The following is a 13,224-nucleotide window of genomic DNA, read 5'->3' as shown; positions in this document are numbered from 1 at the left end:
ATCTGCACCCGCGGATCTCGTCCGCAAGCCCCCGTTGTGTAGCGGCCTAGCACGCTGCCCTCTCAAGGCAGTAGCGCCGGTTCGAATCCGGTCGGGGGTACTGGTTCCGATCAACTCGGAATCGCTAGGGCCCCCGTTGTGTAGCGGCCTAGCACGCCGCCCTCTCAAGGCGGTAGCGCCGGTTCGAATCCGGTCGGGGGTACTGACTGGTCTAAACCACATTGGTCTATGGTGTAATTGGCAGCACGACTGATTCTGGTTCAGTTAGTCTTGGTTCGAGTCCAGGTAGACCAGCTCGGACCTGCGGAAACGCAGAGTCCACGCCCCCGTTGTGTAGCGGCCTAGCACGCCGCCCTCTCAAGGCGGTAGCGCCGGTTCGAATCCGGTCGGGGGTACGCGTCCCGAAGGGGCTTCCACTCAGGTGGAAGCCCCTTCGGCGTATCCCGGCCCCCGCTCACACGATGCCGTACCGCCGCGCGGACTCCTCCTCCTGCGCCAGCCGGTGCAGCGCCTTCAGGACCGGCTCGAACAGCACCGCCGCCGCGACCGCCGTCTCGACCTTCTCCTCCTCCGAGGCGTGCGTCTCCAGGAAGTCGAGGTCGCGCACGGCGACCTGGTGCATCAACTCCGCGTACGGCGCCAGCAGTTGGGCGTCCCACGGGTAACCGAGACGGATCAGCGTGGCCACCGCCACCACCAGTGAACGGTGCACGGGGGACAGGGGGGCGAGTTCCCGCGCCGTCTCCCAGCCCAGCCGCTCCAGCAGCGCGTCCACCTCGCGCCGGGCGGCCGCCACCGCCGGATCCTCCTCGTCCGGCTCGGGGTCGTGCGGCAGCGCCCACAGGGCCGCGCCCAGCCGGATCGTGCGGCCCAGTGACTCGTCGTCGACGTGCCCCAGCACCTCCCGGGCGGTGGCCACCGGCACCCGGCCCACCTGGATCAGCGCCCGCACCAGGCGCAGCCGGCGCAGATGGCCCTCGTCGTACGCGGCGGTCGTCGCGTTGACCTGGCGGCCCGGGGGCAACAGGCCCTCGCGCAGGTAGTACTTGATCGTCGCGGTGGACACACCGCTGCGCTCGCTCAGTTCTGCCAGCCGCATCTCTTGCGCCCTTTCTTGGACAACGGCACTATCCAAGTATGGCCGCGAAACGCATCAGTGCACGTCGCACCACCGCGGACGCCCAGGGTGACGTGGTCGTCCTGCTGATCGGCATGCGGATCAACCGCTTCCGGGCGGTGCACCAGTGGCTGCCGGTCATGCTGGCCATGTTCCGCATGCTGGCCGAGCTGAAGAGGCAGCCGGAGCGGGGACTGCTCTCCCGGGTGCTGCTGACGGCTTCCCCGCGGACGTACTACGTCGTCCAGTACTGGGAGTCGAAGGAGAAGCTGTACGCGTACGCGAGCGCGCCGGACGCCTTCCACCACGCCGTGTGGGCGCGGATCAACCGCATGGAGCGGGACGGCAAGGTGCGCGGACACGTGGGGATCTGGCACGAGGCCTATGTGGTGCCCGAGGGGTCCTACGAGGCGGTCTACGGGGACATGCCCGCGTTCGGGCTCGCCGCCGGACACGGGCAGGTGCCGCTGGAGGCACGGGGCCGGTATGCCAGGGACCGGTTCGCCTGGCGCGGCTGAGGGAGGTCATGTCCCCGTCGGTGCGGGCCTGCCGCGGCGTTGAGGCCGGCCCTTTACCGACGGGGGTACGACGTCCTGCCGGCGTCAGCCGGTGCGGCGCAGGGCCTCCGAGAGGCGGGCCGCCGCGTCGATGACCGCCTGGGCGTGCATACGGCCCGGGTGGCGGCTCAGGCGCTCGATGGGGCCGGAGACCGAGACGGCGGCCACCACGCGGTTGGAGGGGCCGCGCACGGGCGCGGAGACGGACGCGACGCCCGGCTCGCGCTCGCCGATGGACTGGGCCCAGCCCCGGCGCCGTACGCCCGACAGGGCCGTCGCCGTGAAGCGGGCGCCCTGGAGGCCGCGGTGCAGGCGCTCGGGCTCCTCCCAGGCCATGAGGATCTGGGCCGACGAGCCGGCCTTCATCGTGAGCGTCGAGCCGACCGGGACGGTGTCCCGCAGGCCGGACAGGCGTTCCGCCGCGGCGACGCAGATGCGCATGTCGCCCTGGCGGCGGTAGAGCTGCGCGCTCTCGCCGGTGATGTCACGCAGGTGGGTGAGCACCGGGCCGGCGGTCGCGAGGAGGCGGTCCTCGCCGGCCGCGGCGGCCAGTTCCGCCAGGCGCGGGCCGAGGATGAAACGGCCCTGCATGTCGCGCGCCACCATACGGTGGTGTTCCAGAGCCACGGCCAGCCGGTGGGCCGTGGGTCGTGCCAGCCCGGTCGCCGCGACCAGACCCGCGAGGGTGGCCGGACCGGACTCCAGGGCGCTCAGGACAAGGGCTGCCTTGTCCAGAACGCCGACGCCGCTACTGTTGTCCATGAAACGATATTCCCGTCTCACTCTGTGAAACGCAAGTTCATTTTTCCGTGAGACGCGCAACCCTTGGACGCACAGGGCCCGAAGACCAACGGGCTTGGCGGCGGGTGCCCGGGCAGGGGCGAGGGCGCCGCTCCACAAGATCTCTAGTTGGGCCGGAGCGTTTTGCCGGCCGGAGGGAAAGCGATGGGTAGGACACTCGCGGAGAAGGTCTGGGACGACCACGTCGTCCGGCGCGCCGAGGGCGAGCCCGACCTCCTCTTCATCGATCTGCACCTGCTGCACGAGGTGACCAGCCCGCAGGCCTTCGACGGCCTCCGCAAGAGCGGCCGCCAGGTGCGCCGGCTCGACCTCACCATCGCGACCGAGGACCACAACACCCCGACCCTCGACATCGACAAGCCCATCGCGGACCCGGTCTCCCGCGTCCAGCTGGAGACCCTGCGCAAGAACTGCGCCGACTTCGGCGTGCGCCTGCACCCGCTGGGCGACGTGGAGCAGGGCGTCGTGCACGTCGTCGGCCCGCAGCTCGGTCTGACCCAGCCGGGCATGACCGTCGTCTGCGGCGACTCGCACACCTCCACGCACGGCGCCTTCGGCGGTCTGGCCTTCGGCATCGGGACCTCGCAGGTCGAGCACGTGCTGGCCACCCAGACGCTGCCCATGGCCCGCCCGAAGACCATGGCGATCACCGTCAACGGCGAACTGCCCGACGGCGTCACCGCCAAGGACCTGATCCTGGCGATCATCGCCCGGATCGGTACCGGCGGCGGGCAGGGCTACGTCCTGGAGTACCGCGGCTCCGCCATCGAGCAGCTCTCGATGGAGGCCCGGATGACCATCTGCAACATGTCGATCGAGGCCGGCGCCCGCGCGGGCATGATCGCCCCCGACGAGACGACCTTCGAGTACCTCAAGGGCCGTCCGCACGCCCCCAAGGGCGAGGACTGGGACGCGGCGGTCGCGTACTGGAAGACGCTGAAGACGGACGAGGACGCCGAGTTCGACGCCGAGGTCGTCATCGAGGCCGCCGAACTGTCGCCGTTCGTCACCTGGGGCACCAACCCGGGCCAGGGCGCGCCGCTTTCGGCGAACGTCCCCGACCCCGCTTCGTACGAAGACGCTTCGGAGCGCCTCGCCGCCGAAAAGGCCCTGGAATACATGGGGTTGGAGGCCGGGCAGCCGCTGCGCTCCATCGAGGTGGACACCGTCTTCGTAGGCTCGTGCACCAACGGCCGCATCGAGGACCTGCGCGCCGCCGCCGAGATCATCAAGGACCGCAAAGTCGCCGACGGCGTACGGATGCTGGTCGTTCCGGGCTCCGCGCGCGTCGGTCTCCAGGCCGTCTCCGAGGGCCTGGACGTCGTCTTCAAGGAGGCCGGCGCCGAATGGCGGCACGCGGGCTGCTCGATGTGTCTGGGCATGAACCCCGACCAGCTGGCGCCCGGTGAGCGTTCCGCGTCCACGTCCAACCGCAACTTCGAGGGCCGGCAGGGCAAGGGCGGTCGTACGCACCTGGTGTCGCCGCAGGTCGCGGCGGCCACCGCGGTCCTGGGCCACCTGGCCTCCCCGGCCGACCTGTCCGACGTCGAGACCCGTACGCCCGCTGGAGTCTGATCAGCCATGGAAGCATTCACCACGCACACCGGCCGGGCCGTCCCGCTGCGCCGCTCCAACGTCGACACCGACCAGATCATCCCTGCTCACTGGCTCAAGAAGGTGACCCGGGACGGTTTCGAGGACGGGCTGTTCGAGGCCTGGCGCAAGGACCCGGAGTTCGTGCTCAACCGTCCCGAGCGGCAGGGCGCGACCGTGCTGGTCGCCGGCCCCGACTTCGGCACCGGCTCCTCCCGTGAGCACGCCGTCTGGGCGCTCCAGAACTACGGCTTCAAGGCCGTGATCTCCTCCCGCTTCGCCGACATCTTCCGCGGCAACTCGCTGAAGAACGGCCTGCTCACGGTGGTTCTCGAGCAGAAGACCGTGGACGCGCTGTGGGAGCTCACCGAGAAGGACGCGACTGCTGAGGTCACTGTGGACCTTGAGGCGCGTGAGGTGCGTGCCGAGGGCATCACCGCCTCCTTCGAGCTGGACGAGAACTCCCGCTGGCGGCTGCTGAACGGGCTGGACGACATCTCCATCACGCTCCAGAACGAGGCCGACATCGCCGCCTACGAGGCCAAGCGCCCGTCGTACAAGCCGCGGACGCTCCAGAGCTGATCTCCGGCTGACAGGTCGAGTTTCGGCCACCGCGACACCCCCTCCGTACCCCCGATCGGACCGATCGGGGGTACGGCCGTATCCGCACCCGTTCGGCCCCGCGAGTCCTCACGCTTCCTCCCAACGTCCCACGTTACGGCGGTGGTTGCCGGGGTACGCGCCCTCTGTGGACGCGGCTTCCGACGGTGCCCGGACGACCGTTTGAGGCGGCAGTTGCCCCCTGGGCGGGCGACAACTCGCCCCAGATGGCACAATCTGTGCATGGAACACGACGGCCAACTCGAGCTCTATACGGCGGTCGCGAACCAGCTCAAGGAAGCGCACGCAAGGGTGCGCGCACTGCAAGTCCCGGAGGGCGTACGGATGGCGCTGACCCGGAAGCTGCTGGTCATTACGGCCGCGGCCAAGCACGATCTCGCCGGTGCGACAAGGCGGCTGGAGTGGTTCTTGGCGGACCTCGACGAGGGGCGAATGCCCGAAGAGGAGCGCTGATCGCGTCCAGAGCAGCCGAGTTCGTTGCGGCACAAGGGTGATTAGCCCGTTTCGTGTTTGATTTGCGGTATATATCTGCCTAACGTGCGAAAAAGCTTGAACACTTTCGTTCTGGCGATGTCTCCGAAGGGGAAGACGTGAACAAGGCGCAGCTCGTAGAAGCGATTGCCGACAAGCTGGGGGGCCGCCAGCAGGCCGCCGACGCGGTCGACGCGGTCCTGGACGCCATCGTCCGTGCGACCGTCGCGGGGGAGAGGGTCTCGGTCACCGGCTTCGGTTCGTTCGAGAAGGTCGACCGTCCGGCGCGTTACGCCCGTAACCCGCAGACGGGCGAGCGGGTCCGGGTCAAGAAGACGTCCGTGCCGCGCTTCCGCGCAGGCCAGGGCTTCAAGGACCTGGTGAGCGGCTCGAAGAAGCTGCCGCGCGGCGGCGAGGTCGCCGTCAAGAAGGCCCCCAAGGGCAGCCTGTCCGGTGGTGCCACCGCGACGGTCAAGAAGGCCGCCGCGAAGAAGGCCACCACCAAGACGGCCGCCGCGAAGAAGGCAACCCCGGCGAAGAAGACGACGGCGGCCGCGAAGAAGACCACGGCCACCGCCAAGAAGACGACCGCCAAGAAGTCGACCACCAAGACGGCGGCGGCCGCCAAGAAGACCTCGACCGCGAAGACGGCCGCGGCCAAGAAGACCACGGCCAAGAAGGCCCCGGCGAAGAAGGCGACGGCCAAGAAGGCCCCCGCCAAGAAGTCGACCGCGCGCAAGACCGCCGCCAAGAAGACCACCGCCCGCTAGGCGTCAGGGGTCAGGGGCACTCACGCGCCGGGCCGGACTCCCTCTCGGAGTCCGGCCCGCGGCGTGTCCGGCCCTGTCTTCCGTACCTGTTCCCGGGCCTGTTCGCCGGCCCTGGGTGCGAGGGGAGTGCTCAGAAGGTCTGCAGGGTCACCAGGGTGATGCGCCGGGCGTCCCCCTCGCCCTCGGTCTCGATCCGCACCCGCTGCCCGGGCCGCAGCAGCCGCAGCCCGCCCGCGTCGAACGCCGGCGCGTCGAAGGGCACCGGGGTGCCGTCGTCCAGCAGCACCTGTCCGCTGCGGGTGTCGGGGTCGTACGTGTACGCGGTGGCCTGCATGGTCGGCAGCCTACTGCCCCGGTATCAGCAGGCGCGCGGCCGCCGCGGCCGTTCGGGGACCCACGCCCAGGGCCAGGGCCGCCCGCAGGTCCTCGCCGGTGTCCACGTCCTGGCGTACCGAATCCACCGCGGCGGGGCGGAGTTCCGCGGCCCCGGAGGCGCGGTGGCGGGCGCGGGAATCCGTGCCGAATGCGGGGCGCAATTCATGGCCGGGAGCCACCGCGAGAAGAGTGGTGCCGATTGCGGCCGCGTCCGGAAGAAAAGCGCGGGTGAATTCCGCGGCCGCGTCCAGGACCCGGGCCAATTCCAGGGGGCGCAGCGCCGGCAGATCGGCGTTCAGGGCGGCGAGCGCGCCGTCGGGGCGCGTGGCGCGTACGACGGCCGCCGCGTGCGCCAGGGCGGAGTTCAGGCCGGAGCCCGGCTCGTCGGGGACGATGCGGGCGCCCAGCGCCGCGAGCTCCCGACCGGCCAGCACGTCGTCCGTGACCACCGCCACATCCCGTACCGCGGGGCAGGCCAGGGCGGCCGCGACCGTGTCCTGGGCGAAGGCGAGGGCGAGTCCCGGGCGCAGCCCGTCGGCCGCGGTGTCCGCGAGCCTGCTCTTGGCCAGCGCCAAGGGCTTCACGGGGATGACCAAGCTCCACTGCACCGGTGTACCGTCCCTCTCTCGTCGCGGCCATTGTCACCCGGCTCCTCCGGCGGTACCTCGATCGGGGCGTACGGTGTTCTCGACAGACCGGCGGCCCGGGGCGACACTTGTGCGGCCCCCAGGCGCCGGAGGGAAGTCAGGGAAGTCCTAGAGGAAGGTGTCCGCGTGCCCCGCCGCAGAATCGGGTTCTGGTACCGCTTCGCTGCGGTCCTCTGCAAACCGCCACTGGTGGTTCTGATCAAGCGGGACTGGCGCGGAATGGAGCACATTCCGGCCGAGGGCGGATTTATCACCGCGGTGAACCACAATTCGCACATCGACCCCTTCGCCTACGCGCACTATCAGTACAACACCGGACGAGTGCCGCGATTCCTGGCGAAGAGCGGGCTTTTCCGGAAGGGATTCGTGGGCGCCGCGATGCGCGGTACCGGGCAGATCCCCGTCTATCGCGAGAGCACCGACGCGCTCAGCGCCTTCCGGGCCGCGATCGACGCCGTGGAGCGCGGCGAGTGCGTCGCCTTCTACCCCGAGGGCACCCTCACCCGCGACCCGCACGGCTGGCCGATGACCGCCAAGACCGGTGCCGCACGCGTCGCCCTGCAGACCAAGTGCCCGGTGATCCCGATCGCGCAGTGGGGCGCCAACGAAGTGCTGCCGCCGTACGCCAAGAAGCCCCACCTCCTTCCGCGCAAGACGCACCACGTGCTCGCCGGCCCGCCCGTGGACCTCGCGCGGTTCTACGACAAGGAGATGACTCCCGAGCTGCTGAAGGAGGCGACGGAGGTCATCATGGCCGCCATCACCCGCCAGCTGGAGGAGATCCGCGGCGAGAAGGCGCCCGCGACGCCCTACGACCCGCGCCAGGAGCGGATCGAGCAGCGGCGTCGTACGCAGGCACAGACGCAGCCACGGGCCCAGGCGCAGGCCCAGGCCCAGGCGCAGGCCCAGGTACATGCGCAGACGCAGCCACGGGCCCAGGCGCAGACGCAGTCACCAGCACAGACGCAGGCCGGTCGGGCGACCGGCCGAGAAGGGGGGACCGGCACGTGAGCAAGCCCGTCAAGGCGGCCGTCTTCGGCACCGGATCGTGGGGCACCGCCTTCGGCATGGTCCTCGCCGACGCGGGCTGCGAGGTGACGCTCTGGGCGCGCCGCGCCGAGCTCGCCGACGCCGTCAACTCCACGCGGACCAACCCCGACTACCTCCCCGGCGTCGAACTCCCCGAGAACCTGCGGGCCACCGCCGACCCCGCCGAGGCGGCGCGCGACGCCGACTTCACCGTCCTCGCCATCCCCTCGCAGACGCTGCGCGCCAACCTCGCCGAGTGGCGCCCGCTGCTCGCCCCGGACACCGTCCTCGTCTCCCTGATGAAGGGCGTCGAACTCGGGACGACCATGCGGATGAGCGAGGTCGTCGAGGACGTCGCCAAGGTGGGCCGGGACCGGGTCGCCGTCGTCACCGGGCCCAACCTCGCGCGGGAGATCGCCTCGCGCATGCCGGCCGCGTCCGTGGTCGCCTGCACCGACGAGACCGTCGCCCAGCGCCTCCAGGCCGCCTGTCACACCCCGTACTTCCGCCCGTACACCAACACCGACGTGGTGGGCTGCGAGCTGGGCGGTGCCGTGAAGAACGTCATCGGGCTCGCCGTCGGCATCGCGGACGGCATGGGCCTCGGCGACAACGCCAAGGGTTCGCTGATCACCCGCGGCCTCGCCGAGACCACCCGCCTCGGCCTGGCGATGGGCGCCGACCCGCTCACCTTCTCCGGACTCGCGGGACTGGGCGACCTGGTGGCCACCTGCTCCTCGCCCCTGTCCCGCAACCACACCTTCGGCACCAACCTCGGCAAGGGCATGACCCTCCAGGAGACCATCGCCGTCACCAGGCAGACCGCCGAGGGCGTCAAGTCCTGTGAGTCGGTGCTGGATCTGGCCCGCCGGCACGGCGTCGACATGCCGATCACCGAGACGGTCGTCGGCATCGTGCACGAAGGCAAGCCGCCGGTGGTGGCCTTGAAGGAGCTGATGTCGCGCAGCGCGAAGCCGGAACGACGCTGAGCAACGCCCCCTAGTCGACGCTGTCTCCGGGCCCTACCACCGGGTACTCTCAAGCCGATATGAGCACCGAGAACCTTCCCCAGAGCCCTGAGCAGCCGTCTCGGAAACCGCGTGTGGCCGTCGTGTTCGGCGGACGCAGCTCCGAGCACGGGATCTCCATGGTCACCGCCGGCGCCGTCCTGTCGGCCATCGACCGGACGAAGTACGAGGTCCTGCCGATCGGCATCACCCGGGAAGGCCGGTGGGTGCTCACCGCGGACGCGCCGGAGCGCATGGCGATCACCGACCGCCGTACGCCCAGCGTGGAGGAGCTCGCCGAGTCGCAGGAGGGCGGCGTGGTGCTCCCCGTCGACCCCGCGAACCGCGAAGTCGTCTACACCGAGCCGGGATCCGTGCCCAAGGCGCTCGGTGAGGTCGACGTCGTCTTCCCGGTGCTGCACGGTCCCTACGGCGAGGACGGCACCCTCCAGGGTCTGCTGGAGCTGTCCGGAGTCCCGTACGTGGGCTCGGGCGTGCTCGCCTCGGCCGTCGGCCAGGACAAGGAGTACATGAAGCGGGTGTTCACCTCCTTCGGGCTGAAGGTGGGCCCGTACGTGGTGATCCGGCCGCGCGAGTGGCAGCGGGACGAGTCCGCCGCCCGCAGGAAGATCGTCGACTTCGCCGGCGAGCACGGCTGGCCGCTCTTCGTGAAGCCCGCGCGCGCGGGTTCCTCGATCGGCATCACCAAGGTCGACGACCTGTCGGGGCTCGACGAGGCGATCGCCGAGGCCCAGCGCCACGACCCGAAGATCCTCGTCGAGGCGGCGCTGCGGGGCCGCGAGATCGAGTGCGGGGTGCTGGAGTTCGAGGACGGCCCGCGAGCCTCCGTCCCGGCCGAGATCCCGCCGCCGGACGCGCACGCGTACTACGACTTCGAGGCCAAGTACATCGACTCGACCCCCGGGATCGTGCCGGCCCCGCTCACGCCCGAGGAGACCGCCGAGGTGCAGCGCCTCGCGGTGGACGCCTTCGAGGCGGCCTCCTGCGAGGGCCTGGTGCGGGCGGACTTCTTCCTCACGGAGGACGGGGAGTTCGTGATCAACGAGATCAACACGATGCCGGGCTTCACGCCCATCTCCATGTACCCGCAGATGTGGCAGGCGAGCGGGGTCGGCTATCCGGACCTGGTGGACCGGCTGGTGCAGGCGGCGCTGCGGCGTTCGACGGGCCTGCGCTGATCCGTCTCGGGAGCGCGGGACCGCGGTCCGCACGCGGCTGCGCCCCGTGGGCGCGGCCGGTCACGGCCGGCCCGCGCTCCGACGACGGCTCGGCCTGCGCGGCGGCTAATCGGCGATCCCTTCGGGGATCGCCTTCTTGATGGCGGAGGCCAGGTCGACGAGCGGGGCCATGCCGTTCGCCGTGCGGTCCTCGGGGATCGTCACCTCGACATACGCCCTGCGCAGCGCGGTGGTGAAGCGGAACGACCCGTTCCCCTGCTTCTCCAGCAGCCACCCCACCCCGTTGACCTCGACCCCGTCGGCCTCCTGATCGCTCATCTTCCCGGGTCGTTCGACACCGCAGCGCAGTATGATCGCCGGGTTCCCCCAGCCCGCGGTCAGCGTGGAGGCGGGCGAGGGATCCCGGCGGCCGAGGTCGTCCACCGTGGACGGCAGCGCCTGGTCCAGGTTCCGGCACAGTTCGGCGACCGTCGACGAGGGGCTGGGAACCGCCACCGACGCGTCACCGTCTGCTGAGGAGCAGCCCACCGCAGCGAGCAGGAGGGCGAGCGACGGCAGAACGACCGGCCGGGGGCGGAAAAGATTCATCGGCCAAGGGTAGACGGGGGCTACAGATGCACGACCGGGCAGGTCAGGGTACGGGTGATCCCGTCCACCTGCTGGACCTTGGCCACCACCAAGCGGCCGAGGTCGTCGACCGTGTCGGCCTGGGCCCGCACGATCACGTCGTAGGGACCCGTCACGTCCTCGGCCTGGACGACCCCGGGGATCTTGCTGATCGTCTCGGCGACGGTCGACGCCTTGCCGACCTCCGTCTGGATCAGGATGTACGCCTGTACCACGGAACCTCCAGGGCGGCCACGAGGATCATGTGGGGAAAAGGAACGCCACGGTATCGCGTCGCCGCTCGCCGCGGGGAGACCTGCGGGGACCACGGCTCGCGCGCCGGGGTACGGGCACGAGGGAAGTCGGCGGTCATCTCGACCGTATCGAGGACACTGGTGACGCGCGACCGGGCACGGACAGGGACAGAAGGGGAGCAAGGGCGATGAAGGGCACTGTTGGTGAGCTCGGGGAGTTCGGGCTCATCAGGGAGCTCACCTCCCGTCTCACCACCACCCCGGCGGTGCGGGTCGGCCCCGGCGACGACGCCGCGGTGGTCGCCGCGCCCGACCGGCGGGTCGTGGCCAGCACCGACATCCTGCTGGAGGGCCGGCACTTCCGGCGCGACTGGTCCACCGCCTACGACGTCGGCCGCAAGGCAGCCGCCCAGAACCTCGCCGACATCGCCGCGATGGGCGCCGTGCCGACCGCCCTGCTGCTCGGCCTGGTCGTGCCCGCCGAACTGCCGGTGACCTGGCCGACGGAGCTGATGGACGGCCTGCGCGACGAGTGCCAGGTGGCCGGCGCCGCGGTCGTCGGCGGTGACGTCGTCCGCGGCGACACGATCATGGTGTCGATCACCGCGCTCGGCGACCTGCGCAACCAGGAGCCGATCACCCGGGGCGGCGCCCAGCCCGGCGACCTGGTCGCGGTGACCGGCTGGCTGGGCTGGTCCGCCGCCGGCTACGCGGTCCTCTCCCGCGGCTTCCGCTCGCCGCGTGCCTTCGTCGAGGCCCACCGCCGCCCCGAGCCGCCGTACCACGCGGGTCCGGCGGCCGCCGCGCTCGGCGCGACCGCGATGTGCGACGTGAGCGACGGGCTGATCGCCGACCTGGGGCACATCGCGGAGGCCAGCAAGGTCCGTATAGACATCCGGTCCGGCGCGATCGACATCCCGTCGCAGATGAACGACATCGGGCAGGCCGTCGGCGTCGATCCCATCCAGTGGGTGCTGACCGGCGGAGAGGACCACGCGATCGTGGCGACCTTCCCGCCGGACGTGAAGCTGCCGGCCCGCTGGAAGGTGATCGGCGAGGTCCTCAATCCCTCCGCCCTGCCCCAGGTGACGGTCGACGGAGCGCCCTGGACCACCAAGGGCGGCTGGGACCACTTCGGGGACATCGAGTCATGAGCGCGCCTCCCCGTGTGCTGACGGTGGCCGGCTCCGACTCCGGTGGGGGCGCGGGCATCCAGGCCGACCTGAAGACGATGCTCGCGCTCGGCGTGCACGGCATGAGCGTCGTCACCGCGGTCACCGCCCAGAACTCCCTGGGCGTGCAGGGCGCTTGGGAGCTTCCCGCGGCGGCGGTGCGGGCCCAGTACCGCAGCGTCGTCGACGACATCGGCGTCCAGGCCGTGAAGACCGGGATGCTCGCCTCCGCCGAACTCGTCGAGACGGTGGCCGAGTTGATCGCCGGTACGGACGCTCCGGCCGTCGTCGACCCGGTGGGCGTCTCCAAGCACGGGGACCCGCTGCTGGCGGCCTCGGCGCTGGACTCCGTACGGACGAAGCTGCTGCCGGTCGCGACCATCGCCACCCCGAACCTCGACGAGGTCGCCCAACTCACCGGCGTCCACGTCGAGTCGGAGGAGCAGCTGCGGGAGGCGGCGGCCGCCGTGCTGTCGTTCGGGCCCCGGTGGGTGCTCGTCAAGGGCGGTCATCTCCCCGGTGACGCCGTGGACTTGCTCACCGACGGCACCGCCGAGCACTGGCTGCGCGCGCCCCGGCACGACAACCGGCACACCCACGGCACCGGCTGCACCCTCGCCTCGGCGATCGCGGCGCGGCTCGCGAAGGGGCAGACCGTGCCGGAGGCGGTGGCGGCGGCCAAGGAGTACGTCACCGGGGCGATCGCGGCCGGATTCGCGCTGGGCGGGGGCATCGGCCCGGTGGACCACGGCTGGGCCCTCACGCGGCCGGGTACGCCCGGAGCCTGAAGTCCGTCGCCGCCTTCTCGGTGAGCCTCTTGAAGAAGCCCGCCGGCAGCGGCGAGCTGAGCGGCCGGTACCTGCGGTCCCGGTTGCGGATGCGCCGCTCGGTCGGCGGGGCGAAGAACGGGCCCGCGTCGCCGGACATCTTCTTCTGCACATCTTCTTCTGCGCGGCGACGTCCCGGTGGTCGTACGACAGCTGCCCGAACCCAAAGACCACCGGA

The 13,224-nt window shown here is 70.9% G+C and carries 17 protein-coding genes and 4 tRNA genes; 14 read left to right on the top strand and 7 right to left on the bottom strand.

Annotated features, from left to right (window positions below):
* The first annotated feature begins 27 nt into the window (after positions 1-27).
* From ACF1A1_RS22935 to ACF1A1_RS22920, 4 genes are all read left to right on the top strand, one after another.
* A tRNA-Glu gene (locus tag ACF1A1_RS22935) sits at positions 28-100 on the top strand.
* 29 nt (positions 101-129) lie between these two features.
* Positions 130-202: transfer RNA gene (locus ACF1A1_RS22930), tRNA-Glu, on the top strand.
* Positions 203-222: 20 nt separating this feature from the next.
* Positions 223-294 (top strand) — tRNA-Gln (locus tag ACF1A1_RS22925).
* 28 nt (positions 295-322) lie between these two features.
* Positions 323-395 (top strand) — tRNA-Glu (locus ACF1A1_RS22920).
* 59 nt (positions 396-454) lie between these two features.
* Here the strand turns inward: ACF1A1_RS22920 and ACF1A1_RS22915 are convergent.
* Positions 455-1,099: a MerR family transcriptional regulator gene (locus ACF1A1_RS22915; RefSeq protein ID WP_392002253.1), complete on the bottom strand. Its 645-nt coding sequence runs from the start codon at positions 1,097-1,099 to the stop codon at positions 455-457.
* 38 nt (positions 1,100-1,137) lie between these two features.
* Here ACF1A1_RS22915 and ACF1A1_RS22910 point away from each other — a divergent pair, with 38 nt between their 5' ends.
* Positions 1,138-1,635 carry a DUF4188 domain-containing protein gene (locus ACF1A1_RS22910; protein ID WP_392002252.1) on the top strand — a complete coding sequence of 166 codons (498 nt, stop codon included), beginning with the start codon at positions 1,138-1,140 and terminating at the stop codon, positions 1,633-1,635.
* A gap of 84 nt (positions 1,636-1,719) precedes the next feature.
* On the opposite strand, the gene ndgR is transcribed toward ACF1A1_RS22910, so the two are convergent.
* The gene (ndgR, locus tag ACF1A1_RS22905; protein WP_286064918.1) at positions 1,720-2,436 is read right to left on the bottom strand and encodes an IclR family transcriptional regulator NdgR; all 717 of its coding nucleotides are present in this window, start codon (positions 2,434-2,436) and stop codon (positions 1,720-1,722) included.
* Positions 2,437-2,619: 183 nt separating this feature from the next.
* On the opposite strand from ndgR, the gene leuC reads away from it, so the two are divergent.
* The 4 genes from leuC (at position 2,620) to ACF1A1_RS22885 (ending at position 5,930) form a co-directional block, all read left to right on the top strand.
* Entirely contained in the window at positions 2,620-4,050 is a 1,431-nt protein-coding gene (leuC, locus tag ACF1A1_RS22900) for a 3-isopropylmalate dehydratase large subunit (RefSeq protein WP_392002250.1), read from the top strand.
* Positions 4,051-4,056: 6 nt separating this feature from the next.
* On the top strand, positions 4,057-4,650 hold the full coding sequence (leuD, locus tag ACF1A1_RS22895; protein WP_392002249.1) for a 3-isopropylmalate dehydratase small subunit: 594 nt from the start codon (positions 4,057-4,059) through the stop codon (positions 4,648-4,650).
* 261 nt (positions 4,651-4,911) lie between these two features.
* Positions 4,912-5,142, top strand: coding sequence for a hypothetical protein (locus ACF1A1_RS22890; RefSeq protein WP_392002248.1), 231 nt, complete (start codon positions 4,912-4,914; stop codon positions 5,140-5,142).
* 137 nt (positions 5,143-5,279) lie between these two features.
* On the top strand, positions 5,280-5,930 hold the full coding sequence (locus tag ACF1A1_RS22885) for an HU family DNA-binding protein (protein ID WP_392002246.1): 651 nt from the start codon (positions 5,280-5,282) through the stop codon (positions 5,928-5,930).
* A 130-nt stretch (positions 5,931-6,060) separates the two neighbouring features.
* On the opposite strand, the gene ACF1A1_RS22880 is transcribed toward ACF1A1_RS22885, so the two are convergent.
* The gene (locus tag ACF1A1_RS22880; protein WP_189937414.1) at positions 6,061-6,264 is read right to left on the bottom strand and encodes a hypothetical protein; all 204 of its coding nucleotides are present in this window, start codon (positions 6,262-6,264) and stop codon (positions 6,061-6,063) included.
* 10 nt (positions 6,265-6,274) lie between these two features.
* Positions 6,275-6,913, bottom strand: a complete 639-nt coding sequence (gene cofC / locus ACF1A1_RS22875) for a 2-phospho-L-lactate guanylyltransferase (RefSeq protein WP_392002245.1) — start codon at positions 6,911-6,913, stop codon at positions 6,275-6,277.
* Positions 6,914-7,078: 165 nt separating this feature from the next.
* On the opposite strand from cofC, the gene ACF1A1_RS22870 reads away from it, so the two are divergent.
* The 3 genes from ACF1A1_RS22870 to ACF1A1_RS22860 are packed head-to-tail and all read left to right on the top strand — an operon-like array spanning position 7,079 to position 10,187.
* Complete coding sequence (locus ACF1A1_RS22870) at positions 7,079-7,963, top strand: lysophospholipid acyltransferase family protein (RefSeq protein ID WP_392002244.1); 885 nt, start codon at positions 7,079-7,081, stop codon at positions 7,961-7,963.
* A complete protein-coding gene (locus tag ACF1A1_RS22865) occupies positions 7,960-8,970 on the top strand; it encodes an NAD(P)H-dependent glycerol-3-phosphate dehydrogenase (RefSeq protein ID WP_392002242.1) in 1,011 nt (336 codons plus the stop codon). Before ACF1A1_RS22870 ends, ACF1A1_RS22865 begins: the two co-directional genes overlap by 4 nt.
* 59 nt (positions 8,971-9,029) lie before the next feature.
* Positions 9,030-10,187, top strand: coding sequence for a D-alanine--D-alanine ligase family protein (locus tag ACF1A1_RS22860; RefSeq protein ID WP_392002240.1), 1,158 nt, complete (start codon positions 9,030-9,032; stop codon positions 10,185-10,187).
* 105 nt (positions 10,188-10,292) lie between these two features.
* On the opposite strand, the gene ACF1A1_RS22855 is transcribed toward ACF1A1_RS22860, so the two are convergent.
* Positions 10,293-10,775 (bottom strand): DUF3515 domain-containing protein, encoded by a 483-nt coding sequence (locus tag ACF1A1_RS22855; RefSeq protein ID WP_392002239.1) that lies wholly within the window; start codon positions 10,773-10,775, stop codon positions 10,293-10,295.
* A 20-nt stretch (positions 10,776-10,795) separates the two neighbouring features.
* Complete coding sequence (locus ACF1A1_RS22850) at positions 10,796-11,029, bottom strand: Lrp/AsnC family transcriptional regulator (RefSeq protein WP_013000441.1); 234 nt, start codon at positions 11,027-11,029, stop codon at positions 10,796-10,798.
* Between the two features lie 206 nt (positions 11,030-11,235).
* Here ACF1A1_RS22850 and ACF1A1_RS22845 point away from each other — a divergent pair, with 206 nt between their 5' ends.
* Together ACF1A1_RS22845 and thiD are read left to right on the top strand one after the other, a co-directional pair.
* Positions 11,236-12,201, top strand: coding sequence for a thiamine-phosphate kinase (locus tag ACF1A1_RS22845; protein ID WP_392002238.1), 966 nt, complete (start codon positions 11,236-11,238; stop codon positions 12,199-12,201).
* The gene (gene thiD / locus ACF1A1_RS22840) at positions 12,198-13,007 is read left to right on the top strand and encodes a bifunctional hydroxymethylpyrimidine kinase/phosphomethylpyrimidine kinase (protein ID WP_392002236.1); all 810 of its coding nucleotides are present in this window, start codon (positions 12,198-12,200) and stop codon (positions 13,005-13,007) included. Before ACF1A1_RS22845 ends, thiD begins: the two co-directional genes overlap by 4 nt.
* Here the strand turns inward: thiD and ACF1A1_RS22835 are convergent.
* Positions 12,979-13,158 (bottom strand): hypothetical protein, encoded by a 180-nt coding sequence (locus tag ACF1A1_RS22835; protein ID WP_392002235.1) that lies wholly within the window; start codon positions 13,156-13,158, stop codon positions 12,979-12,981. The genes thiD and ACF1A1_RS22835 overlap by 29 nt on opposite strands.
* Between the last annotated feature and the right edge of the window lie 66 nt (positions 13,159-13,224).

Source organism: Streptomyces sp. NPDC014995, from assembly GCF_043080745.1.
Classification (GTDB): domain Bacteria; phylum Actinomycetota; class Actinomycetes; order Streptomycetales; family Streptomycetaceae; genus Streptomyces.
Note: the sequence above shows the minus strand (reverse complement) of the source record. Positions and strands in the feature narration are given on the sequence as shown.

Excerpts from the sequence above, each read along its gene's own strand:
- ACF1A1_RS22890 (WP_392002248.1), top strand. The coding sequence starts at position 4,912 with ATGGAACACGACGGCCAACTCGAGCTCTATACGGCGGTCGCGAACCAG.
- ACF1A1_RS22860 (WP_392002240.1), top strand. The coding sequence starts at position 9,030 with ATGAGCACCGAGAACCTTCCCCAGAGCCCTGAGCAGCCGTCTCGGAAA.
- ACF1A1_RS22915 (WP_392002253.1), bottom strand. The coding sequence starts at position 1,099 with ATGCGGCTGGCAGAACTGAGCGAGCGCAGCGGTGTGTCCACCGCGACG.
- leuD (WP_392002249.1), top strand. The coding sequence starts at position 4,057 with ATGGAAGCATTCACCACGCACACCGGCCGGGCCGTCCCGCTGCGCCGC.
- ACF1A1_RS22855 (WP_392002239.1), bottom strand. The coding sequence starts at position 10,775 with ATGAATCTTTTCCGCCCCCGGCCGGTCGTTCTGCCGTCGCTCGCCCTC.
- ACF1A1_RS22910 (WP_392002252.1), top strand. The coding sequence starts at position 1,138 with ATGGCCGCGAAACGCATCAGTGCACGTCGCACCACCGCGGACGCCCAG.
- ndgR (WP_286064918.1), bottom strand. The coding sequence starts at position 2,436 with ATGGACAACAGTAGCGGCGTCGGCGTTCTGGACAAGGCAGCCCTTGTC.
- ACF1A1_RS22880 (WP_189937414.1), bottom strand. The coding sequence starts at position 6,264 with ATGCAGGCCACCGCGTACACGTACGACCCCGACACCCGCAGCGGACAG.
- leuC (WP_392002250.1), top strand. The coding sequence starts at position 2,620 with ATGGGTAGGACACTCGCGGAGAAGGTCTGGGACGACCACGTCGTCCGG.
- thiD (WP_392002236.1), top strand. The coding sequence starts at position 12,198 with ATGAGCGCGCCTCCCCGTGTGCTGACGGTGGCCGGCTCCGACTCCGGT.
- ACF1A1_RS22845 (WP_392002238.1), top strand. The coding sequence starts at position 11,236 with ATGAAGGGCACTGTTGGTGAGCTCGGGGAGTTCGGGCTCATCAGGGAG.